Here is an 18,032-nt window from a genome sequence, read left to right as displayed (position 1 = left end):
AAATGTTGAAAATTGTCGCTTCCAGAAAGTGTGAATATGATGGTGTTCTGTAAGAACTTCAGCGGCAAAGCGAAGCCGGAGGAGATCGGCGTGAAGGCGACGGATGACAAGACGCTGGTTGTCCAATTGGAAAATCCGACTCCTTTTTTCCTGGAGTTGACGGCTTTCTACAGCTATTTCCCGGTCAATGCGAAGGTCGCGGCCGCGCACCCCGACTGGGCCAAGGATGCGGGGCCGAACTACACCTCGAACGGGCCGTTCAAGCTCGCTGCCTGGGAGCATAAAAACAAGCTCGTGCTGGAAAAAAACGAGCATTACTGGGATGCGGACACAGTCAAGCTGACGAAAATCGAAATGAACATCATCAACGATGCCAACACGGAGCTGTCGATGCTGGAAAACGGCGATCTGGACTGGACGGGCGCCCCGACCGGAAACTTGCCGCTCGACGCGATGCAGACGCTGAAAGAAAAGGGCCTGCTGGAAATTACCCCGAAAGCCGGAACGTACTGGTACGAATTTAACACAGAGCAAAAACCGTTCAATAATAAGCAAATTCGCCAAGCGTTCGCGTATGCGATCAGCCGCCAGGACATCGTGGACAACGTGACACAGGGCGGAGAGCTGGTGGCGACGGCGGTCGTGCCGCCGACCATGTTTGCGGAGAACGGACAAGGCTTGTTCAAGGACAACGATGTGGAAAAAGCGAAGCAGCTTCTGGCAGAAGGCATGAAGGAAGAAGGTTATGCCAGCGTCGACAAGCTGCCGCCGATCACGCTTTCCTGCAATACAGAGGAAGCGCAGGCGAAGATCGCGCAAGCCGTGCAGGACATGTGGCAAAAAAATCTCGGGGTACAGGTGAAGCTGGAAAACCAGGAGTGGAACGTGTACTACGAAAACGTGAAAAACGGCAAGTTCCAGGTAGCGCGCATGGGCTGGACGGGCGACTTCAACGACCCGATCAACTTCCTGGAAATTTTCCGCACGAAAGAAGGCAACAACCATACGAGATGGGAGAGCAAGGCATACGCCGACCTGCTCGCCCAGTCCTCCAAGGAAAAGGACGCCGCCAAGCGCAAGGCGATCTTGCAAGAGGCTGAAAAGCTGTTGGTCGACGAAATGCCGGTGATCCCGTTCTACTTCAAATCGACGGTGTACGCCAAAAATCCGCGCCTGAAGGACGTCGTCATTTCCGGCCTGGGCCATGCCCAATACAAATGGGCGTACTTTGAATAGGCGGGAAAACAAACTCGAAGGGCTGGTCGCTTGGATTAATCCACGACCAGCCCTTCGAATACGATCGAAACCTTCTCTTCCATAATCTCTTCCAACGCCCATGCGCCTTCGCTGCGCACCCAGTCGTACAGAGCGTTGTAGTAAATGTTTTCCAGCATGTTCGCCGCTACGAGCGGATTGAACTTGGTCTTGAGCTGCTGTTTTTCCTGCGCTTCCTCGATCAGATCGGCGAACAGTTGCCGCAGCTCGAAGTACATGTTCTTTTCGTTTTCCAGCACTTTGCGATGCTTCATTGACGATTCCACGACGACCTTGATGAAGTCGAAGTTCGTGATCGTCACCTCGTTCATGATCTTGTAAATTCGCAAGACCTTGGACTTGCAATCGTCCCCGTAATCCCATTCCTGGCGGCGCTCTTCGATTTCATGAAGCCGCTCGTATCCCCAGTTCGCGAGGATCGCTTCCTTTGACGTGAAATGCAGAAAAATGGTGCCGCGCGCGACGTCTGCTTCTTCCGAGATCATGTCGATGGTCGTGGCTTCAAAGCCGTGCAGCTTGAACAGCTTGATCGCGGCATTGAATATTTTTTCGCGAGTTTCCCGCTTTTTTCGCTCCCGTCTCGTCGTCAAAAAGGTAGTACCTCCTCTGCTTCGTTTGCTTGATTATAACATAACAGTTACTTACAAAAGAATTTTCCGTGCATTTCCCGTGAAAAAGGGCAAAAAAAGGGATAGACTTCTCGGGACGTCGAATGTATATTTATATACTATAATGAATAAATATTTAATCATACCGAGCCGTAAGAGCATGGGGTGGAGGAGTGTAAAATGAGCGTTGTAAAAGCGCTGACAGTACGTCAGGCAATGATGAAGGACGTCGATGCCATGTTGGAGATCATTAATGAATATGCACAACAGGGATTGATGCTGCCGCGTACGAAACTTTCTGTCTGTGAAAATTTGCAGTCATTTATCGTCGCTCATGATGGAGATACAGTGGTGGGAGTTGCCGGACTGCATATTTTGTGGGAGGATTTGGCCGAAATTCGCTCGCTGGCGATTGCGGAAAAAGCAAAGGGCATGGGCGTGGGCAAGCATCTCGTTCTCCATCTGGTAGAGCAGTGCCGCAACCTGGGAATCAAGCGGGTGCTTGCGTTGACTTATCAAAAAGCTTTTTTTGAAAAATGTGGATTCTGGATCGTCGCGAAGGAAACGTTGCCGCAAAAGGTGTGGAAAGACTGCATCAACTGTTCCAAACTGCCGATGTGCGACGAGATCGCGATGATTTTTGAGACAGCCTGATATTTTGATACATTTGGTATAGCCTTCCTTTTTTCATTTCTGGTACTATATTCGTAACAATAATAAAAATATAGAGAATATTGAATCAGAAATGAACGTTCAAAATTGGGGGGCTTTCCATGAAGCTGGGCGCGCGCGTATTGATTGTGCTCTTAGTCGCGAGTATTGTACCGTTAACGGCGGCAGGTGTGTTTGCTTATCAGGAGACTAAACAGGAATTGCTGGACGGCAGTGCGGCCAAGCTGGAGGCATTGCGGCTCAGCAACAAGGAGCAGGTGGAGAATTACTTTCGCGAGCGCACCAGAAACGTCGATACGCTGGCCGCCTCGGGAACAGTGATCTCTGCCCTTTCTGTCTTTCAGGAACTGTGGCAGGAGGGAAGGGAATCCGCTGCCTACAAAGAGGCAGAGATGACCTACGCCAAGGAACTGAAGATGGAGGCCGCGCGCTACGGCTTTTCCAACGCCTACTTGCTCAATGAAACAGGCGAAATCGTCTACGAGACGAAGCCGCAGTCTGACTTCGGCACCAATTTGCTGACGGGGCCGCACGCCAACTCTGTGCTGGGGCAAACCGTCCAGCAGGTCGTGAAGGGCCAGAGTGCGGAAGTGTCTGACCTCGGCAGGTACGAGCCGTCAGGAAATGTGCCGGGTGTGTACATTGCGGCTCCGATTTATGAAAAAGGCTTCATGATGGGGCAACTCGCCGTCGAAGTGCCGCTCGATTACATTTCCCGCCTGCTGAATCAGCGCGAGGGGCTGGGCGAGACGGGAAAAATATATCTCGTCGGGCCGGACAAGCTGATGCGTTCGCAACTGGGCAGCGGCCAGGAGACGATTTTGCAGCAAGCAGTCGACACGCCGATCATCGAGCGAGTTTTCCAGGCCGAAGGGTTTGCAGGGACAGAGCAGAGCGTCGATTTTCGCGGGCAGCCTGTGCTCGTCTCGTTTGACCAGATAAAAGTCGCGAAGCATACGTGGGCGATCCTGGCCGAGATCGACATGACGGAAATTTTGGCCGGGCCCAACCGGATTCAAACCGCGATGATCGTCTTTAACGGCGTCGTCCTGCTTCTGATCGTTGCGATCTCGCTCTACACCGCGGGGTGGCTGCGGCGCTCCTTTAGCGGGATGCTGCACGTGGCGGAACGGATCGGACATGGCGACTTCACCACCGCCGTTCCCGACAAGCTGCTGAAGCGCAAGGACGAGCTGGGCGAGCTGGCCCGCTCGCTGTCCACGATGCAAAAGCAACTGCACGGCATTCTCGTGCAGGTCGGGCAAGCCGCCGCTTCCGTGGCGCATGCGGTGCGGGAAATTCACGGCAACACGAATGAAATCGCCGCGTCCAGCCAGCAAATTGTCCAGGTCGTCGATCAGGTGGCGGCGTCGAGCGAAAGCCAGATGGAAAAAATGGGCCAGACGCTCAATCTGGCGGTAGATCTGACGAACGATGTCGCTGGCGTCACCGAAAATGTGCGGCAGGTCAGCCTGTCCTCAACCGAGATGAAGCAGCACGCAGAGGAAGGCAGGGAGGCCGTGACGGCGGTCATAATCAGCATGGAGGAAATCAATCGCTCCGTAGCGGCTGCCACTGAGGTGATTCACGTGCTGGAGCAGCGGTCGCAAGATATTTCGCGGATTATTTCCGTCATTACCGAGATTGCCAGACAGACCAATCTGCTCGCGCTGAATGCGGCGATCGAGGCGGCGCGCGCCGGGGAGCATGGAAAAGGCTTCGCGGTCGTGGCCGGGGAGGTGCGCAAGCTGTCAGAAGGCACGAATGAAGCGGCGCAGCAAATTGTGCGGATGATTAACGACGTGCAAAACGACACGATGATCGTCGTAGCGAAAATGGCAGAGGGGGCCGAGACGACCGCTCACGGGATGAAAACGGCCCGCCAATCGGGGGAAATGTTCCAGCGGATCGAGCAAAATATTTTGCGCGTCTCGGCCGAGATCAACCGGGTCAGCGAAGCTTTTGCACGGATGGCGCCAGATGCCCAGCAGGTCGTAGTCGTGGCCAAGGAAGTTTCGGCAGCGTCTGTTCAGGCGACGGCTGGCGTGCAGAGCATTTCCGCAGCGGTAGAAGAGCAGAGCGCAGCCATGGAGCTGATCGCCCAATCCGCCGATCAACTGGCGAAGCTGGCTGACGAGTTGCGCGGGTCGCTCGCCGCCTTTGTGCTCAAGTAAGAGGGTCAGACATAGCGAGTGGGAGGGGCCGGGAAATGTTCGTTTTCCCGGCTCTTTTTGCATTTTGGAAGGATATCTCACACAAAATGTTGAATGATAAGGACGATGGAGAGTTTCGGGCCGGAGGGACGTAAGCGTGCACAAACTAGATTGGGAACTTTATTTGCTGCCGTTCGAGCAAGCTGTAGAAGAGATCAAAGTCAAAATCAAAAATATCCGCAACGAGCTGCGCAAGCGCAAGGAGCATTCTCCCATTGAGTTTGCCGTCGGACGGGTGAAATCAATACCGAGCATCTACAACAAGGCGAACCGCCTGCAATTTCCGATTGATGAAAATATATGCTGGGAGATCAGAGACATCGCGGGTGTTCGCGTCATCTGCCAGTTTATTGACGATATACCCGCCGTAGTGGAGATGATCCGCAAGCGCGGCGACATGCGCGTCTATTTGGAAAAAGACTACGTTTCCACGCCAAAAGAGAGCGGCTACCGCGGCTATCACCTGGCTGTCGAATACCCGATCATGATGGCGGGCGGCCAGGTGACGATTCCGGTGGAAATCCAGATTCGTACACTCGGCATGAACTTTTGGGCGACGATTGAACACTCGCTGAATTACAAATACGAAGGAATCATTCCGTCGAACATTCGCCAGCGCCTGTTCGAAGCCGCCAAGGCATCGTACAAGCTGGACAGCGAAATGAACAACATCCGCGACGAGATCAAGGAAGCACAGGCCGAGTTCACGAAAAAAGAAGTGCCGATGGAATCGCTGCTTTCCCTGGTAGAGCTGGATTTGGACGTCGACGCAGGACTGATGGACGGCAGCCATAACGAAAGGAACGAAAACGAAGATGACGACCATTAATTGGCTAGAGGAAACAAACAAGCTCAAGGACGAGCTGATTGCCACCACCCAGGAGTTTTTGCGGATCAAAAGCGTGCTCGATCCGGCTACCGCTCGCGAGGGAGCGCCGTTTGGCGAAGGCATCCGCGCCGCGCTGGACTTTGCCTTGAACGTCTGCGAAAAGGCCGGGATGACGACAAAAGATGTGCGCGGCTATGCCGCTCATGCCGAGTTCGGGCAAGGAAAAGAGCTGGTCGGCATTTTGAGCCACGTCGACGTCGTGCCGGAGGGAGACGGCTGGAGCACGCCGCCGTACGCGGCCGAGATCGTGGACGGCAAGCTGGTGGCGCGCGGAGCGATTGACGACAAAGGGCCGACGATGGCGGCGATTTTTGCAGCCAAAGTGGTCATGAACCTGGGACTGCCGCTCTCCAAGCGCGTGCGCTTTATTTTCGGAACGGACGAAGAGTCGAGCTGGCAATGCGTCAAGACGTACTTTGAAACCGAGGAAATGCCGACGATGGGCTTTACGCCTGACGCCGATTTCCCGCTGATTTATGCGGAAAAAGGTCTGACCGACCTGACCTTGCGCCAGACGTACGCCGCGTTCCAACAGCTCGGCAAGCCTGTAGCGGAGCAGGCGGAAGCCAAGCTTGTGTCATTGCAGGCGGGCTTGCGGATGAACATGGTGCCGGACAAAGCGGTGGCGATACTCGCGCCGCTTTCCGTGGACAGCCAGACGATTATCGACCGCTACCGCAAGCACCTGGAGCAGACAGGCTTGAAAGGGCTGGCGGAAGAAAAGGACGGTTCGGTCGTCTTGCACATGGAGGGCGTCTCCGTACACGGAATGGACCCGAAAAAAGGCGTCAACGCGGGCACGGAGCTGATTCACTTCCTGCGGACGCTCGCTCTCGACGCGCGCGCAGCCGTGTACGCAGAGGCGGCAGACCGCTACCTGCACAAGCAGCACGGCGGGGAAGCGCTCGGAATCGCGCATGACGACGAGGAGATGGGCGCGCTTACGCTGAACACGGGCGTACTGGAATACGCAGCGGAAGGGGACGCGCTGTTCCGCCTGAACATTCGCTACCCGCACTCCATTTCGTTTGCAAAATGGTCGGCGATCCTCGCTGAGCGCTTTGGCGAGGCCGCGTTCGAACTGGAAGTCGTGGAGCATCTGACGCCGCATCGCGTCGATCCGAACCATCCGCTGGTGACTACGCTGCAACGGGTGTACACCGAGCAGACAGGCGAAGAGGCAGGCATCATCGCCATCGGCGGCGCCACCTACGGCCGTTCGCTGGATGTGGGCGTGGCGTTCGGGCCGCTGTTCCCGGGGCGTCCGGACAGTGCCCATCAGCGGGACGAGTACATTTTGGTCGACGATCTCGTCAAGGCGACCGCGATTTACGCGCAGGCGATTTACGAGTTGGCCAAATAAACAGCACAGGTAGGCAGAGGATGCGGCGTAAGGCTTGTCCTCTGCTTTTTTTGTGCGGATCGGAATGGACAAGGTTCTGCTCAGTATGACGGCAGCGAAGGCTTCGCCAATGGCTTGGCGCAGCCTGTTTTTCTCATTTTGCAAAACAAAACGCTTTACAATTTGTGGGAGCAGACGCTATAATCCGAATAACGATTGATCGGTTAATCATTCATGGAAAAAGGAGCTTTGCTACATGCCGCTTTCTGATGCACAGGTGCAAAAAATGAAGCAAAAGCGGGAAACGATTCTGGAACAAGCGATCCAGATGTTTGCCGAGCACGGCTACAATGACACGACGATCGCCAAAGTCGCAAAGGCGTCCGGTGTCAGCTTTGGCAGCGTGTTTACGTATTTTGAAAACAAAGACCAGCTTTTTTACGCGGCGGTCGTGGAGCCGCTGCGAGTGTATGCAAAAGAGCTGCTCGACTTTGACTCGAATGCGGAGGACACTGTCGCGGAGCTGCGAAAGATGGTGACGGCGCACATCAAAATCTTTTCCAGCTTCGAGACGTATTTGCGGCTCGTCGTGCAAGTCATCGGCTACCATAACCGCTTTGCCGAGCCGTTTGCGGAGCTGGATGCGTTTCACAACACGTTTCGGGGAAAAATCGGCGAGCTGGTGAAAAAGGGCCAGGAGCAGGGCCAACTGCAAGTCCGGGACGCCAATTACGCGGCGACTGCCTACACCAGCTTGCTGATCGGTTTGCGGGTCAATCTCACCGATTCGCCGGACAGCCAGATGTGGGAAAAGTTCGTGCCGTTTGCGATGCAGCTTTTTGGACCGAAAGGCGAGTAAAGCTGCGTTCTTTTTGTTCAAAAAACGATTGATTAATCAATCATAAATGCAAAGGGGAGCTTTCCGTGAAAATTTTGGCGTTTGATCGAACGATCCAAATCCGGATGGTCTTGCAGTTTTTGACGAATCTGGCGGTCATGTCTGTTACGCCGTACTTGATTATCTTTTTTTCCGGCCAACTGGGAACGGTCGTAACCGGACTGATGTTCGTCGCAGTCATGACAGCGAGCATCATCGGCTCGTTTGTCGGCGGGTACGTGGCGGACAGGATCGGGCGAAAAAAGGTGATTGTCGTCTGCGAAGCGCTCATTATGGTCGGCTTCAGCGCAGTCGCGCTCGTGAACTGGCCGTGGCTCCAGCTTCCGTATGCGACGTTTGCCCTGTTTGTGCTCATTCAGCTTTGTACGGGTGCGGCAGGGCCGGTTTATCAGGCGCTTATTATCGACGTCAGCGAGCCTGCGAGCCGGCGCTCGATTTTTACCGCGATGTACTGGATCAATAACTTGGCCGGGGCTGCTGGCGGCATGATCGGAGTCTTTTTGTTCAAGGAGCATCATTTTTGGCTATTCGTCGGTGTGGCGGGCAGCACGGCCATCGCGTTGGCGATCACGATGTTGTTCATCCAGGAAACGTACATCCCGGCAACGCACGGAGGCAAAGCGCAAGCGGCAGCCCCGTCAGGCAAAAAGCAACGGTTCGGCCAGATGCTCGGGGCGTACCGAAGCGTTTTCCGGCAAAAGTGGTTTATGCGCTTCGCCCTCGCCAGCCTGCTCATTTTGTCCATCGAGGAACAATTGACGAATGTCATCGGCATTCGCCTGGTGGCGGAAATACCAAAGCCGGTTCCGCTCCTGCCGTTTCTGTCGCTGCAAGTAGACGGCCTGAACATTCTCGGAATGCTGCGGTCGGAAAATACTTTGCTTGTTGTTTGCCTGACCGGGCTTGTCGCCAGCGTGATGAAAAAATACAGCGATCGCTTTGCCCTGCTGTGGGGCCTGGCGCTTTTTTTCGCGGGCTATCTCGTCATCAGCTACAGCGCTTCTCCGGGCCTGCTGCTCTTCGCGATGCTTGTCGCAACGGTCGGGGAGCTGGTGCACATGCCAGCCAAGCAGACGATGCTCGCGAACATGGTGCCAGATCACGCCCGCAGCACGTACATGGCGGTGTACTCGCTGCTCAACATCGTTGGAATCGGCAGCGCCGGCGTGTTTATTTTCGCAAGCTCCTGGGTGCCGTTCGCGTTCTTCCCAGTCGCATTTGCCTGCATGGGCGCGGTCAGCCTTTACCTGTTTGCGGGGGTTACGAAGCAACTCGCGAAGGAAACGGGTTCTCCGGCGGCTCCGATTCAGACCGGAGCTTAGAGCTAGCTGGTGGCGGTCAGGAAAGGGCCGCCGCCCGCTTTTTCCCCGGATGGCTCACCGTGTCAGTTGCCTGATCCCGGGAAAAATAGAAACAGGATCAAACGGTTTGGTTGTATTTTTGATTCGACTCCTTTAGTATAGGTAGGATAGGATTTCGCAAGGGCTGCAACCTGACCGGGTTGATACCGCAAGTGACGGTGCCCGATTTTTTCCACCCGCTGTCCATGCAGGCCAGGGTGCGCGAAAACGGAAGACCGCGTGTGAAAGGAAGTGGATATGATGGCAAAATCGTTTGCGTCTTTTGGCTTTCGACCGGAGCTGATGCAAGGGATTCAAGACCTGTACTATAAAGAACCGACCCCGATCCAGGAGGAAGCGATTCCGCTGATTCTGGAAGGGAAAGACGTGATTGGACAAGCGCAGACCGGAACGGGGAAAACAGCGGCGTTCATGCTGCCGATCCTGAACCGTCTGGATGCGGGCAAACGCGACATTCAAGCGCTGATTCTCACCCCGACGCGCGAGCTGTCCATTCAGATCGCCAAAGAAGTGGAAAAGCTGGGCAAGCACCTCGATGTGAACGTGCTGTCTCTGCACGGCGGAACGGATATCGACAGACAGTTGAGCAAGCTGAAATCGACTGTACACATCGTCGTGGGAACACCGGGACGCGTGCTGGATCACATGAAGCGCGGCTCGCTGCACTTCGGGCGGATTTCCACGCTCGTGCTGGACGAGGCGGACAAGATGATGGAGATGGGCTTTTTGGAGGACGTGGAGCAAGTGATCGTCCATACGCCTTCCCAGCGTCAAGTGCTGCTGTTTTCTGCGACCATGCCGGATTTGGTAAAGCGGCTGGCGCATCGCTTCATGAAGCAGCCGCCGCACATCAAGATCGAGGGCAAGCAAAAGACTGTGGAGAAAATCGAGCAGTTTTACTACGTGGTCAACCAAAGCGACAAGACGGATGCGCTCGTGGACGTATTGGAGCAGGAGCAGCCGTTTTTGACCATCGTTTTCGCCAATACGCAAGTGCGCGTGCAGCAGCTCACGGCTCGCCTGCAGGAAAACGGACTTACGGCGCAAGCGCTGTACGGGGACTTGTCGCAGAGCAAGCGCGAGCAACTGATGCGACAGTTCCGCGAAATGCGCTTCCAGTACCTGGTGGCGACGGATATCGCGGCGCGCGGGCTGGACGTCGAGGGCGTCACGCACGTCATCAACTACGATTTGCCGAATGACGTGGAGAGCTACATTCACCGCGTGGGCCGGACAGGGCGCGCCGGACAGAGCGGAAAAGCGATCTCGCTCATTTCCCCGCGCCAGAAAAACTTGATGGGCCGCTTCGCCAAAGCGACGAAGGCGTCGATTGAAGAGCGGATTCTGGAGCCTGGCCGCCACCTGGATGCAGGCCGTCGCCAGCGCGCCCAGGAGCGCGAGGCGCACTTCATCGAGCTGCGCGCCCAACAGGCAAAAGAGCAGCAAAAAGAAAAAGACAAAGAGTTCGCTCCTGTTCGCGAAGCATTGAAGAAAAAAGCCAAGGTGAAGCCGGGCTACAAAAAGAAGCTGGCGCGCGAGCTGGATGAGCTTCAGGCGCGATACGAGAAAAACCGCAAAAAGGCGGAAGCGATCGCGGCCCGCAAAGCAGGCAAAACCGTGAAGCCCGCCGACGCCAAAAAAGCGGGCAGAGGCGGAGCAAGCCGCTCTGCCAAAGGGGCAAGGCCGTTCCGCCAAGATTCGGGCAAGTCGCGCGGATAATCAACAGAAGAGAAAACGAAAAAGAGGTCCAGATTCGCTTCGTGCGGTCTGGACCTTTTTGCGTTTAGGGGAAGGTGGGTGTTATGAGAATTATTTGAATCATAAAGGAAAGTGAAGAAAAATTAATTCTGATAAAACATATCGGAATTATGTTGATTATATATTTCTCATCCAGTAGACTCAAACCTAAGTTTGGAATAAATCATAGTATTCTCATCTGATTAGTATGTAACAAGGAGGAAGCGATGATGGGGAAATACTTGCTCAAGCGGTCGCTGTCGATGGTGATTACGCTCTGGCTCATCGCCACGTTGACGTTCGTCATCATGCATTTGATCCCGGGCGATCCGTTTGCGACAGAGGCCCGCATGCTGCCGGAAGAGGTGGTGCAAAACATGCGGGAGCGGTACCACCTCGATAAACCGTTGATGGAGCAGTATGTCCGGTATATGAACGGCCTGATCCACCTCGACCTGGGGCCTTCGATCCAGCAAAAGTCGCAGGATGTGGCGACGCTGATCCAACAGGGCTTTCCCGCCTCGGCCGTGCTCGGCTTGCAGTCGCTGGTTATGGCTTTGGTCGGAGGCATTGCGCTCGGAGTGGTCGCCGCCCTGTTTCACAACCGTTTGCCGGACTACGCCGCGATGTTTTTTGCGATTCTCGGCATTTCGGTTCCGAGTTTCATTTTGGCTCCTTTGCTCATCAAGTATTTTGCCGTGAAGTGGGAGCTGCTCCCGGTCGCTTCCTGGGACGGCTGGGAGTATTCGCTGCTTCCGTCCGTGGCGCTGGCGATCGGGCCGCTGGCGATTATTGCCCGCTTCGTCCGCACCAGCATGATCGAGGTGTTCGACCAGGACTACATGAGCACGGCGGAGGCGAAGGGGCTGTCCACTTTTCACATCGCGGTCCGGCACGGCATCCGCAACGCGATTTTGCCGGTGATTACGTTTATCGGCCCGCTCTTTGCCAACCTGATTACGGGCACGTTTGTGATCGAAAAAATTTTCGCCATACCGGGCATCGGCAAGTATTTCGTGGAGAGCATCTTCAATCGGGACTATCCGGTCATTCTCGGCACTTCCGTATTTTACAGTGCCGTCCTCATTTTGACACTGTTTTTCACCGACATTTTATACCGATTCGTCGATCCGCGAATCAAGTTAGCCAACGGGGGGGAATGAGGCGATGGCAGAAGTGTCACAAGTGCGTGACGAGCTGTTCCGGCCGCTTGATCGCAGCCGCTTCGACCAGCACAGCGCGATGCGGCCGAGTGCGAGCTACGGATGGGAGAGCGTGCGGAAAATGTTTCGCAACAAGCTGGCGGTATTCGGCTTTTGCTTGCTGGGAGCGATCGTCTTCCTGTCGGCTTTTGGCCCGAGCATGGTCCCGTATTCAGCCAGCGAGCAATCTCTCGTCTCGGGAAATTTGCCGCTGTCGTCGGAGCACTGGTTTGGAACGGACGATCTGGGCCGCGACATGTGGGTGCGCACCTGGGAAGGCGGACGCATCTCCTTGTTTATCGGAGTGGTCGCTGCGCTGATTGACCTCGTGCTGGGCGTGGTGGTCGGCGGGCTGGCGGGCTATATGGCCGGGCGCGGCAAGTGGGGCGACCGCATCGACAATGTGCTGATGAGGCTGGTGGAGATTTTGTACGGGATTCCGTACTTGCTCGTCGTGATTTTGTTGATGGTCATTATGGAGCCGGGGCTGACCACGATCATTACGGCTTTGTCGATTACCGGCTGGGTAGGAATGGCTAGGCTCGTGCGCGGGCAAATTTTGCAGGTAAAAGGCCAGGAGTACGTGCTCGCGGCCGAAAAGCTGGGGACACCGCACGCGAAAATCATTTGGCGGCACTTGCTTCCGAACGTGGCGGGAATCATCATCGTCAACCTGACTTTTACCATCCCCCAGGCGATCTTTGCCGAGTCGTTTCTGAGCTTTCTCGGGCTGGGCGTACAGGCTCCGACGGCGAGCTGGGGCACGATGGCGAACGATGCGCTGGCCGTCATTTTGAGCGGGCAATGGTGGAGGCTGTTTTTCCCGGGCGTGATGATCTCGCTTGTCATGTTTGCCTTTAACGCGATCGGAGACGGCTTGCAGGACGCTTTCCATCCGCGAAGCAGCAAAGCTTGAAGGAGGAATGACAAATGACCAATGTGCTGGAAGTGGAAGATTTGCACGTCTCCTTCCGGGCTTATGGCGGGGAAGTCCAGGCGGTGCGCGGTGTGAGCTTTTCCGTGCGGCCAGGGGAGACGCTGGCGATCGTCGGCGAGAGCGGCTGCGGAAAAAGCGTGACGGCCCGGGCGATCATGGGCATGGTGAAAGCGCCGCGGGGCCGCGTGAAAAAGGGGAGCGTCCGCTTGCACGGCAGAGAGCTTTCCTGTCTCGGAAAAAAAGAGTGGCAGCAAATTCGCGGCGCGCAGATCGGGATGATTTTTCAAGACCCGATGACGTCGCTCAATCCGACGATGAAGCTCGGGACGCAAATCGCCGAGGTGCTCGTCAAACATCAGAAGCTGTCCGCCAAAAAAGCGCGGGAAAAGGCGATTGAGCTGTTGGCGGCAGTCGGCATACCGGATCCGGAAAGAAGGTGCGACCAGTATCCGCACGAATGCAGCGGCGGGATGAGGCAGCGGATCGTCATCGCCATTGCGCTCGCCTGCGATCCGCAGTTGATTATCGCCGACGAGCCGACGACGGCGCTCGATGTGACGATTCAGGCGCAAATTTTGGCGTTGCTCCAAGATTTGCAGCAGGCAAAAGGGACGTCGATCATCATGATTACCCACGATTTGGGCGTCGTGGCGGAGGTGGCCGATCAGATGGCGGTGATGTACGCAGGCGTCATCGTCGAGCAAGGTCCGGTGGCAGAAGTTTTCGACAACCCGCAGCATCCGTACACGCGCGGACTGCTGCAATCCGTTCCCCGTCTGGATCAGCCGAGCGAGGAGCGGCTCATCCCGATTCAGGGCGCTCCGCCGGATTTGTTTGCGCCGCCCGCAGGCTGCCCTTTTGCCGCGAGGTGCGACTACGCCATGGAGGTGTGCGCGGAACACATGCCGCAGAGCACGGCCTTTTCCTTGCAGCATCAGGCGAAATGCTGGCTGCACGATTCGCGCGCGCGGCGTGTGGAGGAACTGGTGAGTGCAGGGAGGGAGCGGCATGTCTGACATTTTGCTAGAAGTAAAAGAGTTGCGCAAATATTACCCGATCGGCAACGGCAAACAGGTCAAATCGGTCGATGACATCTCCTTTTCAATCCGCAAAGGGGAGACGCTCGGACTGGTCGGCGAGAGCGGCAGCGGCAAATCGACGCTCGGCAGAACGATTGTCGGGCTGTATCCTCCGACGAGCGGCTCGGTCGTTTTTGATGGAACCGATCTGGCCGAGGCAAAAGGCGGGAAAAGGCGCGAGATCAATCGGCGGATGCAGCTCATTTTCCAAGACCCGCAATCTTCGCTCAACCCGCGCATGAGAGTAGGGGACATTATCGCGGAAGGAATCGAGGCGCACGGCTTGGCAAAAGGGCGCGAGAAAACAGAGCAGGTGCGGCAGCTTTTGGAAAAAGTCGGTCTGCACCCCGATCATGCACGGCGTTATCCGCATGAATTTAGCGGCGGACAGCGGCAGCGGATCGGGATTGCCCGGGCGTTGGCGGTACAGCCAAGCTTTATCGTGGCCGATGAGCCGATTTCGGCGCTGGACGTGTCGATTCAGGCGCAGGTGGTCAATCTGCTGGCTGACTTGCAGCAGGAAAGCCAGTTGACGTATTTGTTCATCGCGCACGATCTGGCTATGGTCAAATACATCAGCGACCGCATCGGCGTCATGTACCTCGGCCGGATGATGGAGCTGGCCGACAGCGACGCGCTGTTTGCCAGTCCGCTGCATCCGTACACGCAGGTGCTGCTGTCGACCATGCCCGTGTCCCACCCGAAGCACCGCGCCGCTCGCGAGCGAATTGTCATCGGCGAGCCGCCGAGCCCGATCCATCCGCCGCCAGGCTGCCCGTTCCAGACGAGATGCCCGAAAGCGATGAGCATTTGCAGGCAAATGGCCCCGGCCTGGAAGGAGGTGGAAGCCAAGCACTGGGTAGCCTGCTTTTTATACGAATAAATCGGGGAGAAACATACGGAGGAAAGAGACATGAAGAAAAAACTGATTACGGCTGCTGCCCTGCTGCTGCTGGTTGTTCCGGGATTGGCCGCGTGCAGCAAGGATACGCCGGCAGCTTCGGATACGAATCAAGGACAGGCTGCTTCTGCAGCCGCCATCAAGCAAGAGGTGACGGCGAACCTGAAGGGCGAGCCGTACACGCTCGATCCGGCATTCGCCTCGGACTCGACTTCGTACTGGGTCATCGACCACCTGTACGAAGGGCTGTACCGCTATGACCAAAACGGCGAGCTGGTCGAGGGCGCAGCGGAAAAAATCGAGATTTCCCCGGACGGGAAGACGTACACTTATCACATCCGCAAAGGGCTGAAATGGTCTAACGGCGATGCGTTGACCGCCAAAGACTTCGAATTTGCCTGGAAGCGGGTGCTGGACCCGAAAACGGCCGCCTATGAACCGTCTGCCCTGTACTACATCGAGGGAGCGGAGGAGTACAACACAGGCAAAGGCCCGCTGGAAAACGTGAAAATCGCCACGCCAGACGACTACACGCTCGTCGTCGGGCTGAAAAACCCGACCAGCTTCTTCCCGAAAGTCGCGATCGGCCGTCCGTACTTGCCTGTGAATCCGAAAGTGGTGCAGGCGGACAAAAACTGGGCAGCGGAAGCGAAAAGCATCGTGACGAACGGCGCTTACAAAGTCAGCGGCTGGGAGCACAACAACGAGCTGACGCTGACCAAAAACGACCAGTACTGGGACAAAGACGCCGTGACGATGGAAACGGTTCATTTCAAAATGGTCAACGACGCCACTACCTCCTACCAGATGTACAAGACAGGCAAGCTCGACCTGATCGACTCGTTGCCGACCGATGTTATCGAGCAGGAAAAAGGCAAGGAAGAGTACAAGACAACGGCTGACTTCGGCGTGTACACCTACACGTTCAACACAGAGGCAGAGCCGTTCAACAACGCGAAAATCCGGCGAGCTTTTGCGCTGGCGATCGACCGGGAAGCGATCACGCAAAACATTACGAAGGGCGATCAAAAAGCGGCCTACGGCTACGTCGCCTACGGCGTGACCACACCGTCCGGCAAAGACTTCCGCGACGAGGCGGCACCGTACTACAGCTACGATCCGGCCGCAGCGAAAAAGCTGCTGGAAGAAGGCATGCAGGAACAAGGCTGGTCGACGCTGCCTGCCGTCACCTTGAAGTACAGCACAGGCGAGTCGCATAAAAAAGTAGCGGAAGCGCTGCAAGAGATGTTCCGCAAAAACTTGGGCGTAGAAATCAAGCTGGAGCATCAGGAGTGGAAAACGTACATCGACACGTACAAGCAAATGAACTTCCAGATCGCGCGCATGGGCTGGACCGGAGCGTACCTGGACCCGCTGGCCGTCCTGGAGCTGTACACGAGCAAGTCGTCGAGCAACTTCACCAAGTGGGAAAATGCGAAGTTCGACGAGCTGATCGAGCAAGCGCGGGTGGAGCAAGATCAGGAAAAACGGACCAAGCTCTTGCATGAAGCGGAGGATGTGTTGATGGCGGAAATGCCGATTATTCCGGTCTACTTTTACACACAAAACTACTTGAACAACAAAAAGATCGAAGGCATTCGCTACAGCGTGACGACAGAGCCGGACTTCCGCTGGGCGAAAAAGGTGGCGGAATAAGCGCGCCCGCCGCGCCTGCAAGACAAGATTGATTAAAGGAGCCTCCTGCTTGCTTGCGGGAGGCTCCTTGCTGTCTGGGCGATTTTGCGGCGAAAAACGACGATGTTGTGAAATAGTGTTTTCCTCCTGGAAAAATGCGGGTAATATATAGGTAGATAGAACCCTATGCGAGAACGTTGCATGAGAGTACAGGGTGTGAGGAGAACGAATGATGATGGATACGTGTTTCAAATGCGGAAGCAAAATGAAGCCGAATGAATACACTTGCCACGTCTGCGGCGAAAACGAAATGGAAGACTACCGGATGATTCGCAACTACGTGCGAAGCTACCCGAATTCGAATGCGATGCAAATTGCCAATGCGACAGGTATCTCCGTGTCCAAAATATTGCGCTACATCAAAAACGGCTCCTTGACCGTGGTCGACAACCAATCCCGCAGAGGACGGCGTTTTGAATGACGAGGAAATGGACGAACAGCCCGCAAGCTGCAACATGCGCCAAGCATGTGAGCGTGCGGCTTTGTTGCGATTGAAAAAGTGGAGCTTCATCTAAAATTGTAAGAACATGCTATAAGTAGTGAGCAGCTTAAAATATGTCACCGTGTTTGACCTAAATGTGCCCCCGAAAATGGGCTGTTTTTATTTTACAGATTTTCCGAACGAGAAAGCCCGCTACGGTGCGATAGCACCCCCTTTAGGGGCGGGATGAGAGTGAGGTCAAATACGGAGTACCACGAATAAATCGAAGGTTTGTGGTACTTCAAGTATTTGAAAATTCCACTCTTTTTTGTTGTTCATCTGTTGTAGTATATAAAACAAACTGATACAATAGGTGTATGAACGAATACAGAAGAACAAGCACAACCCTTTCATTATTAAACTACCATTTTGTGTTCTGCCCTCGGTACAGAAGAAAGATTTTTCTGCAAGCAGATGTAGAACAACGCTTCAAAGAGTTGGTACATGAAGGGTGTGAGGAACTGCAAATTGTGATTGTTGCTCTTGAATGCGACAAAGACCATACGCATATGTTTCTCAACGCACTCCCATCATTAAGCCCTGCGGATTGATGCTAGACTTTACATTGGACACGGAGAATCGAGAGTGCGACAATAAAAGCGTTCATAATCGAGGTGTCCAACATGACGAAAAAGTACGACAGGGAATTCAAACTTCAAACCGTTCGACTCATCCAAGAAGAAGGGAAATCGGTGGCGCAGGTAGCCCGGGAAATGGGGCTTCATGAAAATACCATCTATCG

15 protein-coding genes and 2 pseudogenes are annotated in these 18,032 nt (G+C 55.2%); 16 read left to right on the top strand and 1 reads right to left on the bottom strand.

What is annotated here, in order from left to right; all coding sequences use genetic code 11:
• Positions 1–57 precede the first annotated feature (57 nt).
• Positions 58–1,236 (top strand): annotated as a pseudogene (locus tag AC3WQH_RS16465) (peptide ABC transporter substrate-binding protein); the annotation flags it as partial.
• A 35-nt stretch (positions 1,237–1,271) separates the two neighbouring features.
• On the opposite strand, the gene AC3WQH_RS16460 reads toward AC3WQH_RS16465, so the two are convergent.
• The gene (locus AC3WQH_RS16460) at positions 1,272–1,865 is read right to left on the bottom strand and encodes a TetR/AcrR family transcriptional regulator (RefSeq protein ID WP_005831599.1); all 594 of its coding nucleotides are present in this window, start codon (positions 1,863–1,865) and stop codon (positions 1,272–1,274) included.
• Positions 1,866–2,063: 198 nt separating this feature from the next.
• On the opposite strand from AC3WQH_RS16460, the gene AC3WQH_RS16455 reads away from it, so the two are divergent.
• The 15 genes and pseudogenes from AC3WQH_RS16455 to AC3WQH_RS16385 all read left to right on the top strand — a co-directional run.
• Positions 2,064–2,537 (top strand): N-acetyltransferase, encoded by a 474-nt coding sequence (locus AC3WQH_RS16455; protein ID WP_005831597.1) that lies wholly within the window; start codon positions 2,064–2,066, stop codon positions 2,535–2,537.
• A gap of 119 nt (positions 2,538–2,656) precedes the next feature.
• On the top strand, positions 2,657–4,729 hold the full coding sequence (locus tag AC3WQH_RS16450; protein WP_005831595.1) for a methyl-accepting chemotaxis protein: 2,073 nt from the start codon (positions 2,657–2,659) through the stop codon (positions 4,727–4,729).
• Between the two features lie 136 nt (positions 4,730–4,865).
• A complete protein-coding gene (locus AC3WQH_RS16445) occupies positions 4,866–5,597 on the top strand; it encodes a GTP pyrophosphokinase (RefSeq protein WP_005831593.1) in 732 nt (243 codons plus the stop codon).
• On the top strand, positions 5,584–7,020 hold the full coding sequence (gene pepV / locus AC3WQH_RS16440) for a dipeptidase PepV (protein WP_025847399.1): 1,437 nt from the start codon (positions 5,584–5,586) through the stop codon (positions 7,018–7,020). Before AC3WQH_RS16445 ends, pepV begins: the two co-directional genes overlap by 14 nt.
• 235 nt (positions 7,021–7,255) lie before the next feature.
• Entirely contained in the window at positions 7,256–7,858 is a 603-nt protein-coding gene (locus AC3WQH_RS16435) for a TetR/AcrR family transcriptional regulator (RefSeq protein ID WP_122953298.1), read from the top strand.
• A gap of 65 nt (positions 7,859–7,923) precedes the next feature.
• Positions 7,924–9,219 carry an MFS transporter gene (locus tag AC3WQH_RS16430; protein WP_492332159.1) on the top strand — a complete coding sequence of 432 codons (1,296 nt, stop codon included), beginning with the start codon at positions 7,924–7,926 and terminating at the stop codon, positions 9,217–9,219.
• A gap of 279 nt (positions 9,220–9,498) precedes the next feature.
• Positions 9,499–10,977 carry a DEAD/DEAH box helicase gene (locus AC3WQH_RS16425; RefSeq protein ID WP_007776751.1) on the top strand — a complete coding sequence of 493 codons (1,479 nt, stop codon included), beginning with the start codon at positions 9,499–9,501 and terminating at the stop codon, positions 10,975–10,977.
• Between the two features lie 248 nt (positions 10,978–11,225).
• Positions 11,226–12,158, top strand: coding sequence for an ABC transporter permease (locus AC3WQH_RS16420; RefSeq protein ID WP_005831581.1), 933 nt, complete (start codon positions 11,226–11,228; stop codon positions 12,156–12,158).
• A 4-nt stretch (positions 12,159–12,162) separates the two neighbouring features.
• Positions 12,163–13,113, top strand: coding sequence for an ABC transporter permease (locus AC3WQH_RS16415; protein ID WP_005831579.1), 951 nt, complete (start codon positions 12,163–12,165; stop codon positions 13,111–13,113).
• Positions 13,114–13,127: 14 nt separating this feature from the next.
• Positions 13,128–14,150 carry an ABC transporter ATP-binding protein gene (locus tag AC3WQH_RS16410; RefSeq protein WP_309479509.1) on the top strand — a complete coding sequence of 341 codons (1,023 nt, stop codon included), beginning with the start codon at positions 13,128–13,130 and terminating at the stop codon, positions 14,148–14,150.
• A complete protein-coding gene (locus AC3WQH_RS16405; protein ID WP_025847409.1) occupies positions 14,143–15,096 on the top strand; it encodes an ABC transporter ATP-binding protein in 954 nt (317 codons plus the stop codon). Before AC3WQH_RS16410 ends, AC3WQH_RS16405 begins: the two co-directional genes overlap by 8 nt.
• Positions 15,097–15,126: 30 nt before the next feature.
• Positions 15,127–16,770, top strand: coding sequence for a peptide ABC transporter substrate-binding protein (locus AC3WQH_RS16400; protein WP_005831573.1), 1,644 nt, complete (start codon positions 15,127–15,129; stop codon positions 16,768–16,770).
• 211 nt (positions 16,771–16,981) lie between these two features.
• A complete protein-coding gene (locus tag AC3WQH_RS16395; protein WP_235694774.1) occupies positions 16,982–17,230 on the top strand; it encodes a hypothetical protein in 249 nt (82 codons plus the stop codon).
• Between the two features lie 377 nt (positions 17,231–17,607).
• A pseudogene (gene tnpA / locus AC3WQH_RS16390) lies at positions 17,608–17,838 on the top strand (IS200/IS605 family transposase); the annotation flags it as partial.
• Positions 17,839–17,913: 75 nt separating this feature from the next.
• On the top strand, positions 17,914–18,032 hold a 119-nt coding region (locus AC3WQH_RS16385), incomplete at its 3' end, for a transposase (protein WP_492332166.1).

The sequence above is a fragment of the Brevibacillus sp. FW301-21C12A genome (assembly GCF_058788915.1).
The sequence above is the reverse complement of the archived record's forward strand: the minus strand, read 5'-3'. Positions and strand labels throughout refer to the sequence as shown.